The sequence below is a fragment of the Buttiauxella sp. AC038 genome, from assembly GCF_979253565.1.
On sequence record NZ_CEEDCQ010000001.1, the window covers coordinates 3,021,978 to 3,044,998 of the forward strand.

The 23,021-nt window shown below is 51.5% G+C and carries 20 protein-coding genes; 8 read left to right on the forward strand and 12 right to left on the reverse strand.

The window, feature by feature from the left end:
• Positions 1–117 precede the first annotated feature (117 nt).
• Both AC0IXI_RS14330 and AC0IXI_RS14335 read left to right on the forward strand, forming a co-directional pair.
• Positions 118–1,509 (forward strand): L-cystine transporter, encoded by a 1,392-nt coding sequence (locus tag AC0IXI_RS14330; RefSeq protein WP_134183139.1) that lies wholly within the window; start codon positions 118–120, stop codon positions 1,507–1,509.
• A gap of 133 nt (positions 1,510–1,642) precedes the next feature.
• Complete coding sequence (locus tag AC0IXI_RS14335) at positions 1,643–2,329, forward strand: tetratricopeptide repeat protein (protein WP_471682647.1); 687 nt, start codon at positions 1,643–1,645, stop codon at positions 2,327–2,329.
• A 79-nt stretch (positions 2,330–2,408) separates the two neighbouring features.
• Here the strand turns inward: AC0IXI_RS14335 and cedA are convergent, their stop codons facing one another.
• Complete coding sequence (gene cedA / locus AC0IXI_RS14340) at positions 2,409–2,711, reverse strand: cell division activator CedA (RefSeq protein ID WP_422568792.1); 303 nt, start codon at positions 2,709–2,711, stop codon at positions 2,409–2,411.
• A gap of 95 nt (positions 2,712–2,806) precedes the next feature.
• Between cedA and katE the strand changes: the two genes are divergently transcribed.
• Positions 2,807–5,068: a catalase HPII gene (gene katE / locus AC0IXI_RS14345; protein ID WP_471682648.1), complete on the forward strand. Its 2,262-nt coding sequence runs from the start codon at positions 2,807–2,809 to the stop codon at positions 5,066–5,068.
• A 123-nt stretch (positions 5,069–5,191) separates the two neighbouring features.
• On the opposite strand, the gene osmE is transcribed toward katE, so the two are convergent.
• On the reverse strand, positions 5,192–5,530 hold the full coding sequence (gene osmE / locus AC0IXI_RS14350; RefSeq protein ID WP_064518222.1) for an osmotically-inducible lipoprotein OsmE: 339 nt from the start codon (positions 5,528–5,530) through the stop codon (positions 5,192–5,194).
• Between the two features lie 274 nt (positions 5,531–5,804).
• Here osmE and nadE point away from each other — a divergent pair, with 274 nt between their 5' ends.
• Both nadE and yddG read left to right on the forward strand, forming a co-directional pair.
• Positions 5,805–6,632, forward strand: coding sequence for an ammonia-dependent NAD(+) synthetase (gene nadE, locus AC0IXI_RS14355; protein WP_413498476.1), 828 nt, complete (start codon positions 5,805–5,807; stop codon positions 6,630–6,632).
• A 61-nt stretch (positions 6,633–6,693) separates the two neighbouring features.
• Positions 6,694–7,584 carry an aromatic amino acid DMT transporter YddG gene (yddG, locus tag AC0IXI_RS14360; RefSeq protein ID WP_471682649.1) on the forward strand — a complete coding sequence of 297 codons (891 nt, stop codon included), beginning with the start codon at positions 6,694–6,696 and terminating at the stop codon, positions 7,582–7,584.
• Positions 7,585–7,693: 109 nt separating this feature from the next.
• On the opposite strand, the gene hutU is transcribed toward yddG, so the two are convergent.
• The gene (gene hutU / locus AC0IXI_RS14365) at positions 7,694–9,394 is read right to left on the reverse strand and encodes a urocanate hydratase (protein WP_471682650.1); all 1,701 of its coding nucleotides are present in this window, start codon (positions 9,392–9,394) and stop codon (positions 7,694–7,696) included.
• A gap of 17 nt (positions 9,395–9,411) precedes the next feature.
• Positions 9,412–10,956, reverse strand: a complete 1,545-nt coding sequence (gene hutH / locus AC0IXI_RS14370; RefSeq protein WP_422568797.1) for a histidine ammonia-lyase — start codon at positions 10,954–10,956, stop codon at positions 9,412–9,414.
• 160 nt (positions 10,957–11,116) lie between these two features.
• Between hutH and hutC the strand changes: the two genes are divergently transcribed.
• Positions 11,117–11,869 (forward strand): histidine utilization repressor, encoded by a 753-nt coding sequence (hutC, locus tag AC0IXI_RS14375; RefSeq protein WP_422568798.1) that lies wholly within the window; start codon positions 11,117–11,119, stop codon positions 11,867–11,869.
• On the opposite strand, the gene ves is transcribed toward hutC, so the two are convergent.
• The gene (ves, locus tag AC0IXI_RS14380) at positions 11,870–12,415 is read right to left on the reverse strand and encodes an environmental stress-induced protein Ves (protein ID WP_034456033.1); all 546 of its coding nucleotides are present in this window, start codon (positions 12,413–12,415) and stop codon (positions 11,870–11,872) included. It lies immediately after the preceding gene.
• Positions 12,415–13,779 (reverse strand): formimidoylglutamate deiminase, encoded by a 1,365-nt coding sequence (locus AC0IXI_RS14385; protein ID WP_422568799.1) that lies wholly within the window; start codon positions 13,777–13,779, stop codon positions 12,415–12,417. The genes ves and AC0IXI_RS14385 overlap by 1 nt, the downstream gene beginning before the upstream one ends.
• A gap of 174 nt (positions 13,780–13,953) precedes the next feature.
• Here AC0IXI_RS14385 and hutI point away from each other — a divergent pair, with 174 nt between their 5' ends.
• Together hutI and hutG are read left to right on the forward strand one after the other, a co-directional pair.
• Positions 13,954–15,183 (forward strand): imidazolonepropionase, encoded by a 1,230-nt coding sequence (gene hutI / locus AC0IXI_RS14390; protein WP_413498482.1) that lies wholly within the window; start codon positions 13,954–13,956, stop codon positions 15,181–15,183.
• Entirely contained in the window at positions 15,167–15,964 is a 798-nt protein-coding gene (gene hutG / locus AC0IXI_RS14395; RefSeq protein WP_471682651.1) for an N-formylglutamate deformylase, read from the forward strand. The genes hutI and hutG overlap by 17 nt, the downstream gene beginning before the upstream one ends.
• Positions 15,965–16,129: 165 nt before the next feature.
• Here hutG and spy read toward each other — a convergent pair whose 3' ends face one another.
• The 6 genes from spy to astC form a co-directional block, all read right to left on the reverse strand.
• A complete protein-coding gene (gene spy / locus AC0IXI_RS14400; RefSeq protein WP_413498484.1) occupies positions 16,130–16,612 on the reverse strand; it encodes an ATP-independent periplasmic protein-refolding chaperone Spy in 483 nt (160 codons plus the stop codon).
• 322 nt (positions 16,613–16,934) lie between these two features.
• Positions 16,935–17,900, reverse strand: coding sequence for a succinylglutamate desuccinylase (gene astE, locus AC0IXI_RS14405; protein WP_471682652.1), 966 nt, complete (start codon positions 17,898–17,900; stop codon positions 16,935–16,937).
• A 33-nt stretch (positions 17,901–17,933) separates the two neighbouring features.
• Entirely contained in the window at positions 17,934–19,262 is a 1,329-nt protein-coding gene (gene astB, locus AC0IXI_RS14410; protein WP_471682653.1) for an N-succinylarginine dihydrolase, read from the reverse strand.
• A 2-nt stretch (positions 19,263–19,264) separates the two neighbouring features.
• Positions 19,265–20,737 (reverse strand): succinylglutamate-semialdehyde dehydrogenase, encoded by a 1,473-nt coding sequence (gene astD, locus AC0IXI_RS14415; protein WP_471682654.1) that lies wholly within the window; start codon positions 20,735–20,737, stop codon positions 19,265–19,267.
• A complete protein-coding gene (astA, locus tag AC0IXI_RS14420; protein WP_413498488.1) occupies positions 20,734–21,768 on the reverse strand; it encodes an arginine N-succinyltransferase in 1,035 nt (344 codons plus the stop codon). The genes astD and astA overlap by 4 nt, the downstream gene beginning before the upstream one ends.
• A complete protein-coding gene (gene astC / locus AC0IXI_RS14425; RefSeq protein WP_422568805.1) occupies positions 21,765–22,985 on the reverse strand; it encodes a succinylornithine/acetylornithine transaminase in 1,221 nt (406 codons plus the stop codon). The genes astA and astC overlap by 4 nt, the downstream gene beginning before the upstream one ends.
• Positions 22,986–23,021 lie beyond the last annotated feature (36 nt).

The window sequence follows — 23,021 nt, forward strand, 5'->3', positions numbered from 1 at the left end:
AAAATGTAATAATCAATTCCTTTTGAATATAAGTGTCATTCTAAGCTTCTGGTACGATTTACAGAATAAAGATGGCAATCAGTCCATCTATTTAAAAAACACTCAGGAGATACGGGGATGAATTTTCCACTTATAGCGAACGTTATCGTGTTCGTTATTCTGCTGCTGTTGCTGGCGCAAACTCGCCACAAACAGTGGAGTCTGGCAAAGAAAGTACTACTTGGTTTAGCAATGGGCGTAGTGTTTGGCCTTGCGCTGCACACCATTTATGGCGAAGACAGCCCGGTACTTAAACAATCTATCCAGTGGTTTAACATCGTTGGTAACGGTTATGTACAACTGTTGCAAATGATCGTCATGCCATTAGTGTTCGCCTCAATTCTTAGTGCGGTAGCTCGTTTGCATAATGCCTCTTCACTGGGGAAAATCAGCTTCCTGACTATCGGAACCTTGCTGTTTACCACTTTGATCTCGGCACTTGTCGGCGTGTTGGTGACCAACCTGTTCGGTCTGACGGCTGAAGGTTTAGTACAAGGTACAGCTGAAACCGCTCGTCTAAGCACTATTGAAACCACCTACGTGGGCAAAGTGGCTGACCTGAACGTGCCGCAACTGATTCTGTCATTCGTGCCGAAAAACCCGTTTGCTGACCTGACTGGAGCGAATCCAACCTCAATCATTAGCGTAGTGATTTTCGCCGCATTCCTGGGTGTCGCCGCACTGAAATTACTCAAAGACGATGCGCCGAAAGGTGAACGTGTTCTGGTGGCTATCGACACGCTGCAAAGCTGGGTAATGAAGCTGGTGCGCCTGGTCATGCAATTGACGCCATATGGTGTACTTGCGCTGATGACCAAAGTTGTTGCCGGTTCAAACCTGCAAGACATCATCAAACTTGGTAGTTTCGTGGTTGCGTCTTATCTCGGTCTGGCAATTATGTTCGGCGTGCACGCAGTATTGCTGGCCGTAAACGGCGTGAGCCCGCTGAAATACTTCCGTAAGGTCTGGCCTGTACTGACTTTTGCCTTCACCAGTCGTTCAAGCGCCGCCAGCATTCCATTGAACGTTGAAGCGCAAACTCGCCGTCTGGGTGTTCCTGAGTCCATCGCAAGCTTTGCTGCGTCCTTTGGTGCCACCATTGGCCAGAACGGTTGTGCTGGTTTGTATCCTGCCATGCTGGCGGTGATGGTCGCTCCAACCGTCGGGATTAACCCGCTGGACCCTATTTGGATTGCAACTCTGGTTGGTATCGTAACCGTAAGCTCCGCAGGTGTTGCGGGCGTCGGTGGCGGTGCAACCTTCGCAGCCCTGATTGTTCTGCCAGCCATGGGCTTGCCGGTCACACTGGTAGCATTGCTGATTTCTGTTGAGCCACTTATTGATATGGGTCGTACTGCTCTGAACGTTAGCGGTTCAATGACTGCTGGTACTATCACCAGTCAGTTAATGAAGCAGACGGATAAAGAATTACTCAATAGCGATGAAGAAGCGGAATTGGCGCATCGCTAATCAGTAGCAAAACCACCTTATAATCTGCGACAATAAACGGTTCCTGTAACAGGGAACCGTTTTTTTTATTTATAACTTAGAGCCCCTCTCAGGGTGCCAAAATACTTTCGCCTTCTACGGACCTCTTCCCTCAATGAAACGACTCTGCATTCTACTTTTCTTCTTTGTCTCTGGCGCCTGGGCAGAAAATATCGATAGCCCTTACCTGAAACATGCGCAGGAAGGTGACAGCCGCGCACAATTCTATCTTGCCGATACCCTGGTTAGTGCCGGCGAATATCAGCAGGCAGAAAGCTGGGCTGCAAAATCAGCCGCTCAGGGTGATGCCGACGCCATGGCGTTATTGGCTCAACTCAAAATACTTGATCCTGCTACCGCTGATTACCCACAGGCTAAATCGTTAGCAGAGCAGGCCGTACAACGAGGCAGCCAGTCTGGAAAAGTGACTCTGGCACGCATTTTCGTTAATACCCAAGCGGGTAAACCCGATTACACCAGGGCCATTGAACTGCTTGAAAGCGCCTCGCTGGATATAGAAAGTGACTCAGCAGTCGATGCGCAAATGTTCCTGGGGTTAATCTACGCCAACGGTGTAGGGACAGCGCAAGATGACGAAAAAGCCACTTTCTGGTTTAAACGCAGCTCTACACTCTCCCGCACCGGATACGCCGAGTACTGGGCTGGAATGTTATTTTTAAACGGCGAAAAAGGTTTTATCGGCGTCAATAAACAGCGTGCATTGCAGTGGTTAAATTTGAGCTGCATGGAAGGCTTTGATACCGGTTGTGAAGAGTTTGAGCGGCTCAGTAACGGTGGGTAAGTCAATCAGAGTTCAGGGCCTGCACCCGGCAGGCCTTTAAACTCACGTATCTTAAAACAGCTCTGAGCTCGTTCTTCTCTCAGTAAATCTCATTTTCATGTCTGACCTGTATTGCCCAGCGTTGTGCCGATTCCGGTAAGGTAAAGGGCGGTGACTGGCGGAACGCATTTCCTACCAGCACAAAAGCCACGTAGCGATTGCTTAGCAGCCACACATCCTTAAACCCATCCACTCGAAAAGCATGAGAAGGTGGTGAGGGTTCAACACGCGGTTGGTACGTAAGAACGGGACGAGTATTCGGTTGGCGTAAAGGTTTCATAGGCAATGGAATCAAAACTAAATTGATGAACAACTTCGCTATGATAACGGAGAACTGTCCCATAAGTCTCGCGTCGAGATGACCTTGTCCTATAGTTAAAGCTGTTTTGGGCCATACGAAGCCCAATTAAAGCAGGACTAAAACAGGAGATGAGTTCAATGTCGACTAACGATAAGCACCCTCTGAATCACAGTGCGCCTATACATGACGCCAATGAATCGAAGCCTGGTATGGATTCGCTGGCACCCGAAGATGGCTCTCATCGCCCTTCAACTGAACCCAGCCCTCCGGGAGCGCAACCCACTGCGGCAGGGAGTTATAAAAGCCCGGACACCTCCAACGAAAAATTGAAATTGCTCGATAAGCATCGCAAAAACGGTGAAAACTTCCCTCTGACCACCAATCAGGGCGTGCGCATTGCCGATGACCAGAACTCGCTGCGTGCTGGTACGCGTGGGCCTACGCTTCTGGAAGATTTTATCCTGCGGGAAAAAATCACTCACTTTGACCATGAGCGGATTCCCGAGCGTATCGTTCATGCCCGCGGATCAGCGGCACACGGTTATTTCCAGCCCTACAAAAATATGGCGGAAGTGACCAAAGCAGATTTTCTTTCTGACCCCGACAAAATCACTCCGGTGTTTGTGCGCTTTTCAACGGTGCAAGGTGGCGCAGGATCGGCCGATACAGTGCGCGATATCCGCGGATTTGCCACTAAGTTCTACACTGAAGAAGGCATTTTCGATTTAGTCGGTAACAACACTCCTGTTTTTTTCATTCAGGATGCGCATAAATTCCCGGACTTTGTCCATGCAGTGAAACCTGAGCCACATTGGGCTATCCCGCAAGGTGGCAGCGCGCACGACACCTTCTGGGACTATGTCTCGCTGCAACCTGAAACGCTACACAACGTCATCTGGGCGATGTCTGACCGTGGCCTGCCGCGCAGCTACCGCACCATGGAAGGTTTCGGGATTCACACTTTCCGCATGATTAACGCAGAAGGTAAAGCTACTTTCGTGCGCTTCCACTGGAAACCGACCGCGGGTAAAGCTTCTCTGCTGTGGGATGAGTCGCAAAAACTGACCGGACGTGACCCTGATTTCCACCGTCGCGACCTTTGGGAATCGATTGAAGCGGGTGACTTCCCGGAATATGAACTGGGCTTGCAATTAATTCCGGAAGAAGATGAATTTAAATATGACTTTGACCTGCTCGACCCAACCAAACTGATCCCCGAAGAGCTGGTGCCGGTTCATCTGGTGGGCAAAATGACGCTCAACCGTAACCCGGATAATTTCTTTGCCGAAAATGAACAAGTGGCATTCCATCCGGGCCATATCGTTCCAGGATTAGATTTTAGTAACGACCCGCTGTTGCAAGGCCGTTTGTTCTCTTACACCGATACACAAATCAGCCGTCTCGGTGGGCCGAACTTCCATGAAATTCCGATAAACCGTCCGACCTGCCCTTATCACAACTTCCAGCGTGACGGCATGCATCGCATGGATATCGACAACAATCCAGCCAACTACGAACCCAACTCCATCAACGACAACTGGCCGCGTGAAACGCCTCCGGGGCCAAAACGTGGCGGTTTCGAAAGTTACCAGGAGCGTATTGAGGGCCATAAAGTCCGTGAGCGCAGCCCATCGTTTGGCGAATATTATTCACAACCGCGCCTATTCTGGCAAAGCCAGACTCCGGTGGAACAGCAGCACATCATCAGTGCCTTTAGTTTCGAATTATCTAAAGTCGCGAGGCCGTATATCCGCGAACGTGTACTGGATCATCTGACACATATTGATATTTCCCTTGCCCATCCGGTCGCAGAAAATCTCGGAGTTGAACTGTCTGATGAACAGATGCATGTTGCACCGCCAAAAGATGTGAACGGCCTTAAGAAAGATCCAAGCCTAAGTCTGTATGCCGTGCCAAGCGGTTCAGTGAAAGGCCGTGTGGTGGCTATTTTGCTGAGTGAAAAAGCCAATGCTGCGGATGTCCTGGTAGCGATGAAGGAGCTGAAAGCTCAGGGCGTGCACACTAAATTACTGTTTTCCCGCATGGGTGAAACAAGCGCTGATGACGGCTCCCTGCTCCCGGTGGCCGCTACGTTTACCGGTTCGCCATCGGTCACAGTGGATGCGGTAATTGTTCCGGGCGGCGATCTCACTTCAATTCTCAATAACGGTGACGCAGCTTATTATTTACTGGAAGCTTATAAACACTTAAAGGTCATTGGCCTTGCAGGTGATGCCCGCCAGTTCAAAACTCAGCTAGGAATCGATAATAACCAGGGTGAGGAAGGGGTGGTAGAAGGTGACACTGTCACTACTGCATTTACCGATGATTTCCTGAAACTCTTAGCTGCGCACCGCGTTTGGTCGCGCAGTAATAAAATTAGCCATATTCCTGCTTAACCCACAAAAAAGCCGTCACATCAGTGACGGCTTTCTATTCAAAATATTTCCCTAAATAATTCGCGTTGCAAAAAGGCTAATGGGTAAAGTCAACTCATCTGCAACTCGAAGTATGACGGGAAATTATTTTTTAACCTGCGGGTCAGTATCGTACTCAGCACAGGTCTGATAACCCGAATTCATCACATGCCCGGTTTCATCAAGCGCTACGAAATAAGTTTCTGTTTTACCATCACGCTGGCCAAGAATGTAAGTCTGGCAAGTACCACGTGCGTGAATCATGGTCACTTCTGAAGACGGTTTGCCTGCAACCTGTTGAACTTGCTCACGGCTCATGCCTTTTTTCACATCTTTTACAACCGGTGTTGCTACCTGATCTTTGGTACGATCGTAGGCCGTACAACCGGCAAGCATTGTCATAACCGCTGCTGCACTTAAAATTCCTGCAAAAGTCTTGTTCATATTTTATCCTCGTTTTTCAGGGTATTGCTCATGCGTGTTAGATAAGCCTGGAATATAAAAGCGCATTTTTCAACTAAGCAGACCAAATGAGTAAATTTTAGGATTATTAAACAAAACACCAGGTTAGCTCCAAAACGTACCAGATAGCTCTAAATCACACCAAACGGCACAACCTCTCTCCCATGAGTCTTGTCGTTTTAACCACAAACGGGTAGTTTTAACAAATCTGACTTTTGCTACCTGCATACGCAGGTAAATTGCACCGGAGGGTTAAATGGCTCTGCAACAAGAGATTATTCAGGCACTAGGAGTGAAACCACAGATCGACCCAGAACACGAAATTCGTGTCAGCGTTGATTTCCTAAAGTCGTATCTGAAAAGATATTCATTTATTAAGTCGCTGGTGCTGGGTATTAGCGGCGGCCAGGATTCAACCCTTACCGGTAAACTCTGTCAGCTCGCCATCAATGAACTGCGTGATGAAACCGGTGACGAAACTTACCAGTTTATCGCCGTACGCTTGCCGTTTGGCGTGCAGGCCGATGAACAAGACTGTCAGGATGCCATTACCTTTATTGAGCCAGACCGCGTGCTAACCGTGAATATCAAAGGTGCTGTACTGGCGAGCGAACAAGCGCTGCGTGAAGCAGGTATTGAGTTGAGCGATTTTATTCGTGGCAATGAAAAAGCCCGTGAGCGCATGAAAGCACAATACAGTATCGCTGGCATGACTAAAGGCGTTGTTGTGGGTACTGACCATGGTGCTGAAGCGGTGACTGGATTCTTCACCAAATACGGCGATGGCGGCACCGATATCAACCCAATCTTCCGTCTTAACAAGCGCCAGGGGAAAGCGCTGCTTAAAACACTCGGCTGCCCGGAACATTTATACCAGAAAGCGCCAACCGCTGATCTTGAAGATGACCGCCCTTCTCTGCCTGATGAAGCTGCCCTGGGCGTAACCTACGAGCAAATTGATGACTACCTGGAAGGCAAAACCCTGGACGATTCCACCAGCAAAATCATCGAAGGCTGGTATCTGAAAACCGAACACAAACGCCGTCCACCAATCACCGTATTTGATGATTTCTGGAAACAGTAGTTTCTGAAAATAATGTTGGATGGCCGCCGCGTCATCCAACATTACTCCGTTCTGGATACACATGGATAGCTCTGCAAAACGTGCCACGGCTTTTGGCCTGGTGGCCATTCTCCTCTGGAGCACCTCAGTTGGTTTATTGCGCAGTATCAGCGAACATTTTGGCCCCGTTGGCGGTGCCGCACTGATTTATACCGTCAGCGCAGTTTGCCTGTGCCTGGCGCGTGGTTTGCCGAAAGTTCGTGAAATCCCACCCCGCTACTTGTGGATTGGTGGCGTGCTATTTGTCACTTATGAAATCTTCCTCGCACTGGCTATCGGGCTTGCGCATAGCCGCAGCCAGTCATTAGAGCTGGGAATGATTAACTATTTATGGCCGAGCCTGACCATCTTGCTTGCCCTGTTTATCAACCAGCAACGCAGTAATTTATGGCTCTGGCCTGGTCTTGCGCTGTCACTGGCGGGCATCATTCAGGTGATGAAAGGCGATGGTGACTGGTCACCGATTCAGATGTGGCACAACATTCTGGATAACCCGCTGGCATACGGCCTGGCTTTTGCCGCTGCGTTAATCTGGGCGCTGTATTGCAATATTACGCGCCGCTGGAGTGGTGGGAAAAATGGCGTATCTCTTTTCTTTTGTGCCACTGCGGTAGTGTTGTGGGTTAAATTTGCTTTCGTTAGCGAAGCACCAATTCACTTTACGCTGCCTTCGACAATACAACTCCTGTTCATGGGTGTTTCTACAGCTGTCGCCTACACGGCCTGGAATCACGGCATTCAGCGCGGGAACATGACGTTGCTGGCAACCGCATCGTACTTTACGCCAGTGCTATCGGCGTTAATCGCAAGCCTGTGGTTGGGTTTACATCCGGGTTGGGTGTTCTGGCAGGGTGTGATGATGGTGGTAGGCGGGTCATTGTTATGTTGGTTAGCGACCCGCCGTTATAGCTAACGCTTCATACTTCGAGCCGCAGCGGTGTTGGCTGCACTCACAAACCCCAGTCACTTACTTATGTAAGCTCCTGAGGATTTGCTACCTTGCCACCTACCTGCAACTCGAATTATTTTGCGGTATGAGTTTTAGTCATCGGAAGTTTTAAATCATGGCGATGCGCGCACTCAATCGCACTCTCATAACCCGCATCGGCGTGGCGCATCACGCCGGTTGCTGGGTCATTCCACAGCACACGACCTAAGCGCACGGCTGCTTCTGGCGTACCATCGGCTACAATCACCACGCCAGCATGTTGCGAGAAGCCCATTCCTACGCCACCTCCATGGTGCAAACTCACCCAGGTCGCCCCGCCTGCGGTATTTAGCAGCGCGTTGAGCAATGGCCAGTCGGAAACCGCATCAGAGCCATCCTTCATGGATTCCGTTTCACGGTTTGGCGAAGCCACAGAACCACAATCCAGATGGTCACGACCAATTACGATTGGTGCTTTCAGCTCGCCGTTACGCACCATTTCGTTAAACGCCAGCCCAGCAAGATGACGCTCGCCAAGACCTAACCAGCAAATACGCGCCGGCAGCCCCTGGAAAGCAATACGCTCCTGCGCCATATCCAACCAGCGGTGCAGGTTCTGGTTATCCGGGAATAGCTCTTTGAGTTTCGCGTCAGTTTTCGCAATATCTTCAGGGTCACCTGAAAGCGCTACCCAGCGAAACGGCCCTTTGCCTTCGCAGAACAACGGGCGAATATAGGCCGGAACAAAGCCCGGGAAATCGAAGGCATTTTCCACGCCTTCATCAAACGCCACCTGGCGGATGTTATTACCATAATCCACCGTCGGGACACCCATTTCCCAGAAATCGAGCATCGCCTGAACGTGCACCGCCATAGAGGATCGCGCGGCTTTTTCCACGGCTTTCGGTTGTGAGGCACGCTCACTCTGCCAACGCTCCAGCGTCCAGCCCAACGGCAAATAACCGTTTATCGGATCATGGGCCGAAGTCTGATCCGTCACAATATCAGGCTTAATGCCCCCCGCTTTCGCGCGTCTAACCAATTCTGGTAGCAGATCGGCGGCGTTGCCTAACAGACCGACGGAGATCGCTTTTTTCTCCGCGTTCGCTTTTTCGATCATTGCCAGCGCTTCATCAAGAGTTGTCGCTTTATAGTCGAGATAACGAGTACGCAGACGGAAATCAATGCGCGACTCCTGGCACTCGATGGCTAACACCGAAGCGCCTGCCAGCACGCCCGCCAGCGGCTGTGCGCCACCCATACCGCCCAGCCCAGCAGTCAGGATCCATTTGCCACGCAAATCCCCACCGTAATGCTGACGACCAGCCTCGGCGAAGGTTTCAAAGGTGCCCTGCACGATGCCTTGCGCGCCGATGTAAATCCACGAACCCGCGGTCATCTGGCCGTACATCATCAATCCAGCTTTATCGAGCTCATGGAAATGATCCCAGTTTGCCCAATGCGGTACGAGGTTAGAGTTGGCAATCAGCACGCGCGGAGCATCGGCGTGAGTGCGGAAAATACCGACTGGCTTGCCCGATTGCACCAGCAACGTTTCATCGGCCTTGAGTGTACGCAGCGAGGAAAGGATCTGTTCAAAGCAATCCCAGTTGCGAGCGGCTTTACCGATCCCGCCATACACCACCAGATCTTCCGGGCGCTCGGCGACATCAGGATCGAGGTTGTTTTGGATCATGCGGTAAGCCGCTTCAATCAGCCAGTTTTCGCAGTGCAATGTCGTACCATGCGGTGCGCGTACCGTGCGGGCTACCGCCTGTTTCACAGATTCAGTCATTATAGTGGCTCCCGGCATCAGGCCGACGTAGAAGGGAAAAGTTGTGTAATAACAGCAGGTAATTCACCACTACAGCCCCACTGGCGCATGCTTTCGATATCCGGAGCCAGTAAGCGGTCTTTATCAAGGAAGGCAACACGTTCTCGCACGCCATTAAAGACCTGCTCCATGATTGGCGAACTGCTTAATGGGCGGGAAAACTCGATCCCCTGGGCTGCAGCCATCGCTTCAATACCCACTACGGCGGCGGTGTTGAAACACATCTCGCCAAGGCGGCGCGCGGCATAAGTTGCCATTGAAACGTGGTCTTCCTGGTTTGCTGAAGTAGGCAGGCTGTCCACACTTCCCGGATGAGCCAATGACTTGTTTTCAGATGCCAGCGCTGCGGCTGTCACCTGCGCAATCATAAAGCCTGAGTTAATTCCGCCCTCTTTCACCAGGAATGGCGGTAAGCCAGAAAGACCGGTATCCAGCAGTAATGCCAGGCGACGTTCAGAAATTGCGCCAATTTCAGCAACTGCCAGCGCAATAATATCGGCGGCGAATGCCACAGGTTCAGCATGGAAATTCCCACCGGAAATCACCTCTCCGGTTTCGCTAAATACCAGTGGGTTGTCAGATGCGGCGTTAGCTTCAATTTGCAATACGCGTGCTGCATGGCGCAGGTTATCGAGGCATGCTCCCATGACTTGCGGTACGCAACGGATGGAATACGGATCTTGCACACGCCCGCAATGCTGATGAGAGTCAACAATTTCACTGTCGGCAAGCAATGCTCTGACGGCCGCCGCTACGTCGATTTGCCCGGTCTGCCCACGCGCTTCATGAATTCGTGCATCGAAAGGTTTCACTGAGCCTTTAATTGCTTCCAGTGATAACGCCCCGGCGACAAGGCCTGCACCAAACACTTTTTCGCCTTCAAACAGGCCACGCAACGCCAGTGCGGTAGAAACTTGCGTGCCGTTAAGTAACGCCAGCCCCTCTTTTGGACCAAGCACCAGCGGTTCGACCCCGGCAATTTTCAACCCGGCGATTGCTGGAAGCTCCTCGCCATTGATACGCACATTACCTTCACCCAACAACATCAGCGAAAGGTGCGCCAGCGGTGCCAAATCTCCCGATGCACCAACCGAGCCTTTTTCCGGGATAACCGGCATCACACCCGCGTTAAACAGGCGCAATAAACTATCGATAACATCCATACGCACGCCAGAGTGGCCACGCGCAAGGCTAATAATTTTGCTGGCCATCACCAGACGTACCACATCATCTGGCAAGGGTTGCCCAAGACCCACGCTATGCGAAAGCACCAGATTGCGTTGCAATTCAGCCAGATGCTCTTTGGCAATGGTGGTTTGCGCCAGCTTGCCAAATCCCGTATTAATGCCGTAAACCACATCGCCATGATTGACGATAGCCTCAACGGTTTGCTGGGACTTAATGACCGCATCAATGGCCCCAGAATCAAGGCTCAAAGTCACGACTCCATGGTAGATTTCACGCAGTGTGGCGAGCGTTACGTGCCCCGGTGTAAGACAGCAAATCTTTTTTTGCAGCGACATAGCGACATCCTGATGGCATCAATTCATGTGAACGTATAGAGTTGTATAGACAACCTAACTAATAAACCCAAATGACCGCCAGCGGGTCATAGGTAATTTTTATTGAACAGTGAGCGAGATCGCGCTTTCGCCGCAAAATGCAATTTTTAAGGAACCGTTGATGTCTGAAATCCAACCTCTGGATCAATTGCGTGCCGCCATCAGTGATTTACCTGCGCCCATTTACCTGCGGGTAAAACAAGGAATCATCAGCCAGATCCGCAGTGGTAACTGGCTTGCTCATCAGAGAGTGCCTTCGGAAACGGAACTGGTTAATGCGCTGAATGTCAGCCGAATGACTATCAACCGGGCGTTGCGAGAACTCACAGGCGAAGGCTGGCTGGTACGAATGCAAGGTGTGGGAACCTTTGTGGCTGAGCAAAAAGGCCATACTGCAATGCTTGAAGTGGGTAGCATTGCCGAAGAGATTACCGCGAGAGGTCATCACTACCGCAATCAGGTGGTAGCGCTTGAACAAGTTAAGGCAGATGAAAAACTGGCACATGCCTTTTCAGTCAACGTTGGCGAGCCGCTGTTTTATTCGCAACTGATTCACTACGACAACGATATGGCAGTACAGCTGGAAACTCGCTATGTGAACCCGGCGCTTGCCCCAGACTATCTACAACAAGATTTCCGTCTGGAAACGCCACACCATTATCTGAGCAAAGTCGCACCGCTAACTTCGGGTGAACATATTGTGGAAGCGGTGTTGGCAGATGAAACGCAGCAAGGATTGCTTGAAGTGACGGCTAACCAGCCTTGTTTATTGATTCAACGCCGCACCTGGCACCATTCGCAGGTGGTGACGGTAGCCCGACTGCTGTATCCGGGCTCGCGTTATCAATTGGTCGGCAGTTTTACCGGGCAGTGATCAGAGATAAGTAATTTCGCTAAACAGCAGTTTTCCTTCCGACTTCAGTAAGCGCAAGGTATGGCGGCCATCTTGCCACCACGCACCTTGCTCTGGCGTCAGTAGTTTGTCGCCCAGTTGCCACTCACCGCTGAGCACATAAACAATGCCGCCACGCGGAGCGAAGGTCGTAAACGTGCGGTCAGCAACACGCACTTTGGCACGGCAACGGTCACGATGCGTCATGATATTGAAATCCATCGACATACCCTGCTTTAGCTCGGCTTTAACCGTGTAATCACCGGCAAAAGCAAAAGGCTGAAAGTGCTTTAGGGTATGACGAAACGCCTTTCCGGCATCCAGAACCACCTCCCCTCCTTCAAGCAAGGTGATGACACGGTCTACCTGAGGGAAAGCTGAAAACTCGCCGCTGCTGGCGATTGACGCGATACTGGCGCGCCAGTTGAAATCGCGCGTAGCGGGCGGAAAACAGCAAATTTCGCGGGTTTCTCCGGCCCCGTTACGCCACAAGCTGACGGGCACTTTCCGTATATCAAAGAATTCCATCACCACTCCTGAAGAGTGCGCATCACCTGCGCAAACTGTGCATTACTTTGTTCATCGAGTGGGTGCTGCCTGTCGGTTATCACCTGTTTTCCAGCAACCCACACGTCTCGTATTTGTTCGCAGCGTCCACCAAACAACCAGCGGTTAAGAATCGCGTAATCTTCAACATGCGCAAGCCATGAGTCACGCTCGAGTACCAGCCAGTCCGCACGCTGCCCCGGAGCAATCATCCCCATCGTCACACCGCAGGCTTGTGCGCCGCCAACTGCAGCCTGCCGCCACAAAACTTCGCCAACCTGAGGCAATTCTGGCAACACAATGCGGTTGCGCCTTTTATCACGCAGGCGCTGTGCGTACTCAAGCCAGCGTAATTCTTCCAGTGCACTAACCGACACATGGCTGTCAGAACCCACGCCCCAATGGCCGCCCTGGGCGATGAAATTGGTCGCAGGGAAAATGCCATCGCCGAGATTTGCTTCGGTTGTTGGGCATAAACCTGCCACTGTGCGGCTTTCAACAATTTGGGTTAACTCTTCAGGCGATAAGTGCGTGGCATGAACCAGGCACCAGCGGTCATCCACCGCAAAGCGGTTATAGAGCCATTCCACCGGGCGCTCATTGCTCCAGGCAAGGCAGTCGTCGACTTCTTTTTCCTGCTCAGCAATATGGATATGAACCGGCAAGCGGTAATCACTCGCTTCCAGAACATCCTCCATTTGCTCCTGTGTTACCGCTCGTAATGAGTGAAAACACAAACCGTGATTAATCAAAGGATAACGGCGTAATACATTGCCCAACGCTTGTTGTTGGCGCAGATAACGATCGACATCCTGGATAAATCTTTTTTGCCCCGCGGCTGGTGGTTGTGCGCCAAAACCTGCATGGCTGTACAACACTGGCAACAGCGTTTGCCCTATCCCACTGTTATCGGCAGCAAGCAGCAGTTGCTGTAGCATCAAATCACCTGACGCATACGGTTTTCCGTTAACGTCATGATGTAAATAGTGAAATTCAGCAACCTGAGTGTAACCACCCTTGAGCATATCAATGTACAAATGAGTGGCAATGGCACCGACTTGTTCAGGGGATAGTTTCTGCACCATGCGATACATCATGTCGCGCCACGTCCAGAAACTGTCCTGCGGATTGCCCGCCACTTCCGTCAACCCTGCCATCACCCGCTGAAACGCATGAGAGTGCAAATTCGAGATAGAAGGAATCACAACGCCCGGTAGCAGTGTGGCATTTTCTCCTGAAGCACCAACTTCGACGTGAGTAATCGTTCCTTGTTCGTTGACGCTAATACGCACATTGTGCCCCCAACCTTGTGGGAGCATCACAACTGGAGCAAAAAATGCAGGCATGGATTTGATTCCTTCTTTTGCGATGCCAATGATTTAGCGATTAAATCAGACTAACGCAAACCAAATTTTAAACTTGTTTAACCCCGTCATAATTCGCATGACTGAAGTTGCCGAAAAGTACATGCTGCGCTAGCTTGTAGTCAATTGTCTATACAACCTGATGTGGAGAATGTCATGACTTACCCTCGTAGCATCGACAGCCTGTGGAGCGGTGCAACGCTTGTCACAATGGCGAATGGGCAATACCAGTTGATTGAAGATGGTGTTATCGCAGTGCATCAGGGGAAAATCGTTTGGCTGGGCGCTCGTGCTGAGCTGCCCGACATTACAGCGCAGGCACATCACCACTTTGATGGCGGGATAATCACTCCGGGCTTTATTGATTGCCACACTCATTTGGTATTTGGTGGCGACCGCAGCGCAGAATTTGAAATGCGCCTGAATGGAGTGAGTTACGCAGAAATTGCCGCACGTGGTGGCGGCATTATTTCCACCGTCCGCAGTACGCGCGAAGCCGATGAAGATGATTTGCTGCATTCTGCCCGCCAGCGTCTGCAACATTTGCTGCAAGAAGGCGTGACGACTGTCGAAATTAAGTCGGGATACGGGCTGGATATCGAAAATGAAATCAAAATGCTGCGCGTTATCCGTCGACTAGGCGAAATCCTCCCGGTTGAAGTGTACGCCACCTGCCTTGCGGCTCACGCCGTTCCTCCTGAATTTAGCGGTGATAGCGACAGATGGGTTGAAGTGGTTTGCGAACAATTACTCCCGCGTGTAGCACAGGAAAAACTGGCTGATGCCGTAGATGCATTCTGTGAGCATCTGGCTTTTAGCCCGGCCCAAACCGAGAAGGTTTTTAGTGCCGCCCGCACTCTGGGAATGCCTGTAAAACTCCACGCTGAACAACTTTCAGCACTGGCCGGCAGCACTCTTGCCGCTCGTTTTCAGGCGTTATCTGCCGACCACCTTGAATACGCAACTGATGCTGACGCGCAAGCAATGGCTGAAGCCAATACGGTTGCCGTATTGCTACCTGGCGCGTTTTATCTGTTACGTGAAAAGCAACAGCCGCCGGTTGCTGCGTTCCGCAAACATGGTGTGCCGATGGCGGTCGCAAGTGATGCCAACCCTGGCACCTCGCCTGCATTATCATTGCGTTTAATGCTCAATATGGCCTGTACTCTGTTTGGTTTAACCCCTGAAGAAGCGCTGGCGGGTGTCACTCTGCATGCCGCGCAGGCATTGGGTATCCGTGAAAGCCACGGCAGCCTTGAGTGCGGAAAAGTTGCTAACTTTGTGCACTGGCCCGTGGCACGTCCCGCAGAACTGGTCTATTGGTTAGGGGGGCAATTGCCCTGCACCGTTATTTATCAGGGAGAGAAACGTGACAGCACCTTTTGATTTCAGTCGTGGGAAATTGCCAATCCTTATCAGCATTCCACACGCAGGCACCGCACTAACGCCAGACGTTGAATCGGCCCTAAGCGATGCAGCAAAACCATTGCCTGACACCGACTGGCATATCCCGAAGCTTTATGATTTTGTTCACGCATTGGGCGCAAGCGTGATTACCGGCAATTATTCGCGCATGGTTATCGACCTCAACCGCCCGGCGGACGATAAACCGCTCTATACCACCGCCACCACCGGTCTGTATCCTGAAACGCTATTTGATGGCACCCCGGTGTTTATTCCAGGAAAAGAGCCGAGTCCGGAACAACGCAAAGCGGCACTGGTCAATATCTGGCAGCCTTACCATCAGCAGTTGCAAAGTGAGCTGGAGAGAATGAAAGCGGAGCACGGCTATGCGCTACTGTTTGATGCCCATTCCATCGCCAGCCATATTCCGCGTTTGTTTGAAGGTAAGCTTCCGGATCTTAATTTCGGTACTAACGGCGGTAAAAGCTGTGATGAGTTGATAGAAGAGCATCTGGTGGCTTGTGCGGCATCACAAAAGCAATTTAGCTGGGTGGCGAACGGGCGCTTTAAAGGCGGTTATATCACCCGCGCCTATGGTCAACCAGCGCAAGGGGTTCATGCGGTGCAGTTGGAACTTGCGCAGTGCAATTATATGGATGAGCAGGCGCCGTTTGCCTGGCGCTCCGATCGTGCCGAGCAATTGCAACCGTTACTTGAGCAACTTATCCGCTCGATGTTGAGTAGCGCGCAGCAGATTGCCTGATATTCAAAATGGTGGATGTCGCCTGCGGCTAATCCCCCCTACAAACCATTTTCCGTAGGTCGGATTAGCGCAGCGACATCCGACAAAAACAAGAAAACCGCCGGTCCTGTCCACTGCGATATCGCTATTGTGGACAAGACCGGCGGTCTTAAGTCAGTCGATCAGTTATTCCTGATCAGCAGGCATTTTACCTTCATGATGAGGACGTTCTGTCAGACGCTTCTCAAAATTGGCATTAAATTGTTTTTTCTGTTCCGGCGTCAAAATGTTGTAGATCTTATTCTGCGTTTCCATATGAGCCATCATGCGAGCTTTGTTCTGCTCAGCCATTTTATCTACCTGAGCCTGCGCTTTAGCCTTATCGAAGCTGTCGCTGGCAATAATGTTGTGCGCCGCACGGCGCTCTTCTACTGAAGGGCGCTCCATTTTACCGCGCTGTTCTTTCATGATGTCGCGCACTTGTTGTTTCTGCGCGTCAGTCAGGTTTAAATCCTTAAACATCATATCGTGGTGACCACTACGCATACCTTTATGGTGCGTCATGGTTGCATCAGTTTTTGCAGCGGTAGTGGTATCAGCCGCGTGAGCCAGGTTCGCCGCGCCGAGAGCCAGAGTTGAAGCAACAAAGAGAGCTGTTAATTTACGCATATTGTTTATTCCTATTCTGATTTCTATTACGACAAGGTTTGCCGCGTTGACGAAATTAAGTTTACGGGGTTGTGCGTCAAGTAATAGTCCCCATAGGTAAAGCATTGAAAGGGAGAAAAACAAAATTGCAGCAATTATGAAGAGAATAAGGATAAACAAAGGGGAATTGAAACAGTATATAACAAAGCAATGATTTTAAAGAAATTATGAAGAGATTGTATAGCAATATGCAGAATGGATAAAGCCACCAACTAAGATTTATCTGTATATTGTTGTTTGCCCGGTGATTATTTATTGGCCCCACTGCTGAGGCCAATACATATTAAATTTCGCGCAGCATCAATCCCGCACGTAATCCCGTTGCAACATTAGGATTAGGGAATAAAACAAACTCGACATCTTCTTTCACCACATATTGCGTGTTGCCATCTTCGGCCAGCAATGTACCTTTCGGGAATGCGGTGAAGTTCTGTGTTTGCGCTGACATATGCAACACAAAGGCATCACTGTGGCGCGTAATCTGCTGCGCCACTTTATAGCGTAACGGTTTACCGTCAATGGGCTCTGACGCCTCGCCGCTTAGCAATGCCTGCAATGCCTGCTTTGTCACCTCAAACTGGCTGAGATCGTTTTCGCCAAAAGGCTGTGCTTTGCCCAACTCAAGTGTGCAACTGAGCGCATTGAAATGTTCGCTGCTGAAATGGGTAAAAGTGCCACCAGGTTCCTGATGAAACACCAGCGCCTGCAATCCCGCACAGCCCAGCCAGGAGAGAAATTCCTCATCATATGGCAATGGACGCGAAGGCAAGACTCCAAAACGCGGGTGATAAGAGCTGCGAATTGCGGTATGCATATCCAGATGCCAGCAGATGGTCTCTTCACATTCCGCCAAAAACAGATCCAACGCATGCTCAAGTCGGCAGGCACGTTGTGTTTCAATGCTTTCAGGGAATTGCTGCCAACCGCCGCTAAACATACGATTCATATCGCTGTGCTGGTAGCGCTGATTGCTGCGCAGTGCCGCAGGATTGCCCAGAATAACCAGCAACCGCCACTGCAACGCTATTTCACCGGCAACCAGTCTGTCCACCAGCTGCGCAAGAATTTCTACCGGCGCAGTCTCGTTTCCGTGAACTCCTGCCGACAACACCAGTGTCTTTTGCGTCGCCTGATGTGGGGCCAGTGTCAAAATACCTTCATCCCACCACTGCCAATGCAGATGGGCATTTTCTCCGGCGCTCGGAGTTGGCACTTTACCCGCCAGGGTTTGCGCCAAAAAATCCAACATTGTGCCTCCTGTTAGAGCCTGCCAGGCAGGCTCTTAATGTTGAAATGGATAAACAGAACCTAAGTCTAGTATACGGGTTAGTTCATCGAGTGCTTCGCGCCCTTCTCGCAACAACTGTGGGTCAGCTAAATCAGCCTGAGTCAGTTGGTCACGATACCAACGGTCCACCCAGTTATTGAGCGTGACAAACAACGTTTCGTTCATCATCACCGCTGGGTTTAACGCTTTTTGTTCCGCTTTGTTCAGTACAACTCGCAGACGTAAACATGCCGGGCCGCCGCCATTTGCCATGCTTTCGCGCAGGTCAAACACTTTGAGTTCGCTGATTGGGTTATCGGCTGCCAGCACTTCGTTGAGATAATTCCAGACCCCTACATGCTGGCGGGACTCTTCTGGCAAAATCAGCGTCATGCTGCCATCGTCACGGCTTAATAACTGGCTGTTAAACAGATAAGTTGCGACCGCATCGGCCACTGAAACTTTATTTGCGGGAACTTCAATAGGCGTGAATCCGGGCACTTTAACACGCAACTGCTCGTATAACGCATGTTGATGAAGAAATGCCTGCTCATGGCAGAACAATACCTGGCGGTTCGAAACCGCAATTACGTCGTTATGAAACACGCCCTGATCGATAACCATAGGGTTTTGTTGTGCGTAAACCACTAAGTCCGGGTTCACCTGGTTAAGCCTGACGACAGCCTGACTTGCTTCGAGCGTCTGGCGAGCCGGGTAACGAGCAGGTACCAGCCCTGCTTTTGCCTCTTCGCGGCCATAGACAAAAAGCTGTGTCGATGGCTCGCCATGCGCGCCACCGAGGCGGTTATGGTTTGCCGCCCCTTCGTCACCAAACATCGCCACCTGTGGAAGTGCGCCGTGAACAGAAAAATACTGTTCATTACGGAAGATGGCCCGTAACACCTTTTCTGTGGTCGGTGCTTCACTTGCACGGTGGAACTTGTTGTTCAGGTTCGCCACGGTGAAGTGGACTTTGCCATCGAGGGTATCTGCTGATGGGCTGACCGTCGCGGCATTTGCTACCCACATTGAGGAAGCTGAACTCACCGCCGACAGCAGTTGTGGCGCTTGTTTTGCTACGCGTTCAACAATCTGTTCATCGCTGCCGCTAAAACCCAACTGGCGCAGCAGCGGAATATTGGGCCGCTCTTGCGGTGGAATGACACCTTGTGCAAACCCCGCATCCGCCAGCGCTTTCATCTTCAGCAAACCTTGTTTCGCAGCAAGCTTTGGGTTGGAAACACGGAACTGGTGTTTGGTTGATGCTTCATTACCGAAAGAAAGCCCGGCGTAATGGTGGGTCAAGCCCACCAGTCCATCAAAATTAACTTCACGCGCTTTCATGATTATTCCTTACCGCTAAAATCAAGTCCCGGGCTCAGGGTGGCGGGCAGCGGGAATGACGGGCTTTCCAGTGTCGCCATCGGCCATGCGCAGTAATCAGCCGCGTACCAGGCGCTGGCGCGGTGGTTACCAGATGCGCCCACGCCGCCGAACGGTGCCGCACTCGACGCGCCCGTTAATGGTTTATTCCAGTTAACAATCCCGGCGCGAGCTTCGAGTAACAACTGGTCAAACTGCTCGCGATGCGGAGAAATCAGGCCGCTTGCCAGCCCATAACGTGTGTCATTCGCCATCGCGATAGCATCATTGAAATCGGCATAACGATAAACGGTCAGTAACGGCCCAAACACTTCTTCATCGGGCACATTTGCGACACCAGTTAACTCGACAATTCCCGGCGTCAGAAGCGATGTGCCCGCTTTCACCAGTTTTGGCTCCAGCAGCGCTTTGCCGCCACGCGCGATATGTTCCTGCCAGCCAGTTAGCACGCGCTCTGCCGCCTGAACGGAGATAAGCCCGCCGATAAATGGCTGCGGTGTGGCATCCCACGCGTCGGGGCGAATACGCGCCGCCACTTCTACCAGGCGTTTTAAGAATGCATCACCCTGCGCACCCTGTTTTACCAGCAAGCGACGCGCACAAGTACAGCGTTGCCCGGCTGTGACAAATGCCGACTGAATCACCAGATGAACGGCACCGTCGATATCTTGTGGATCTTCAACGATCAGCGGGTTGTTGCCACCCATTTCGAGGGCGAGAATTTTTTCCGGCTGCCCGGCAAACTGGCGATGAAGTTGGTAGCCGGTATTGGCGCTGCCGGTAAATAACAGGCCATCCAGCGTCGATTGCTGCGCCAGTGCCTGGCCGGTTTCTCGCCCGCCCTGCACCAGATTGAGTACGCCATCCGGCACACCCGCCTGCTGCCACAGCTTCATCACTTGCTCGCCAATCAGCGGCGTCAGTTCGCTAGGTTTAAATACGATGGTATTGCCAGCCAGCAGGCCCGGCACAATGTGCCCGTTCGGCAAATGGCCAGGGAAGTTGTACGGACCAAAGACTGCCAGAACACCGTGTGGGCGGTGGCGCAATGTTGCTGCACCATCTGGCATCGGGGTGTGCGTTTCGCCGGTACGCGTGTGGTAAGCCTTAATCGAGATGGAGATTTTGTTCACCATCGCGGTAATTTCAGTCGCCGCTTCCCAGCGCGGCTTGCCAGTTTCCTGGGAAATGGTCACGGTCAGGGCTTCTTTATTCGCGTCAAGCAGCGCCGCGAACTTTTCGACAATCGCCTGGCGCTCGGCAAACGGGCGTTTTGCCCACGCCGGGAATGCGGCGCGCGCAGCGCTACACGCCTGCTCTACCTGAATTGTATTAGCTGCAACCCCTTCCCACAGCAAATCACCGTTTACTGGGTTATGTTTTTGTAATGATTCGCCTTGCCCGGAAAGCCACTGTCCATTAATCCACTGAGTCATACTTTTTTCTCCTCGGGGCACAAACGCACCAGCCGTATTTTATCGCCAGCGCTGCATTTCAGGGCATCAGCGGTTTTGGCATCCATAACCAGCCGGTCACCTTTTGGATTTGCCTTAATCAGCATGGCGCGGAAATCATTATATTTTTCATTGGCTACCAGGCACATTGGCAGATCTTCAGTCGCCGGTTGCCCGATGGCTACTTCAACCAGGCGGCTTTTGCGAATCGCTCTTACGCGGTCGATATCGCACTCAAGTGTTGGGCCACCGTCAAAAATATCCACGTAATTGCGATAACGGAAACCTTCGGCTTCCAGCACCGCCCGTGCAGGCGCAGTTTGCGGGTGGACTTTGCCAATCACTTCCCGCGCTTCAGGTGAGAGGAAATCGGTGTAAATCGGGTGCTTTGGCATTAATTCGGCGATAAACGCTTTTTGCCCGGTGCCACACAAGTAATCGGCACGGCTAAATTCCATAGAGAAGAAACGGTTACCGAGGCTTTCCCAAAACGGTGAATGACCATGCTCGTCAATCACACCACGCATCTCGGCCACCACTTTTTCGTTAAAACGGTCACGGAAGGCTGCCATAAACAGAAAACGTGATTTGGAAAGCAGGTAACCGTTGCCCTCTTTGCGCCAGTCAGCGTCGAGGAATAGCGTGCAAAGCTCGCTGCTGCCGGTGTGATCGTGGCTGAGAAACAACGTCGGCAACGCGTTGTAAATATTCAGTTCTTTAGAGGCATGAACATGGGTTCCCACGTGGTAGTTGTACCAGGGGTCGTTTAGCCCAACCGCCACTTCGATGGCACAAATCCCCACCACACGTTCGATTACAGTATCTTCCAGCACGAAAACATAGCCCTGGTCGCCTTCTGGCAGGCCACCCTGCCAGGTATTAATTGAGCGTTCGATACGTTCAGACAGCGTTTTTTCATCCGCAGGCAGTGAAGTCAAGCCGCCGCCTGTTTTACCCGCCATCTCCAGCAGCCCGGATAAATCACCGCGCTCAACCGGACGGATAATCATCATGATTGCTCTCCCGCAATAAAGCGTTCACAGGCGCGCTCAAAACGATCCAGCCCTTTTTGCACTTCAGCTTCGCTGACAATCAACGCTGGAGCAAAACGTATGACATTCGCCCCGGCGATTAGCATCATCAAGCCTTCCTGTGCCGCGGCCTGTAAGATAAGTTTAGCTTTTCCGCTGTATTCCGGTTGCAGAACGCAGCCAATTAACAGCCCCAGGCCACGTACTTCACTAAACAGCTGATGTTTCTGGTTTATCTTGTTTAAACGCTCAACAAACCAGGCGTGGCGCTGTTTAACACCGTTAAGCACTTCAGGCGTATTGATGATTTCCATCACCCGGCCTGCAACAGCACCTGCCAACGGGTTACCGCCATAAGTTGTGCCGTGAGTGCCTACTACCATCACTTTAGAGAATTTATCGGTGGTCAGCATCGCGCCAATCGGGAAACCGCCGCCCAAAGCTTTAGCGGTAGAAAGTACGTCCGGCGTGATGCCGTAATGCATATAGGCGTACAACTCACCGGTGCGGCCAACACCGGTTTGCACTTCATCAAAAATCAGCACTGCGTTGTGGCGGTCACACAGTTCACGCAAACCTTGCAGGAACGTTGGATCAGCAGGCACCACTCCGCCTTCGCCCTGCATTGGCTCCACAATCACTGCGCAAGTATTTTCATTAATCAATTCGCTGGCAGATTGCAGATCGTTATAAATGGCGTGGCTGATTTGCGGCGGTAATGGCGCAAAATCTTGTGAGTAAGCAGGTTGTCCACCCGCCGAAACCGTAAACAGCGTGCGGCCGTGGAAAGCATTTTTGAAAGCAACGATGCCGCTTTTCTGCGGGCCAAAATTATCGTGCGCATATTTACGTGCCAGTTTTAACGCCGCTTCGTTGGCTTCCGCCCCTGAGTTGCAGAAGAAGACTTTATCGGCAAACGTGGCATCAATCAGCTGTTTTGCCAGGCGCAGAATCGGCTCGTTGGTGTAGCCATTGCCGGTATGCCAGAATTTTGCCGCTTGTTCTTCCAGCGCTTTGCGCAGTTCCGGGTTGGCGTGACCCAGGGCGTTAACCGCAATTCCACCCGCAAAGTCGATATAATCTTTGCCTTGCTGATCCCACAATGTCGAGCCTTCACCTCGTACCGGAATAAAAGAGGCGGGAGCATAAACGGGCATCATCCATTCGTCGAAATTCTGGCGGGTAATTGACTGCGACATAGCGACCTCTTCCGGTAAATAAAAAGTTATTTAGAT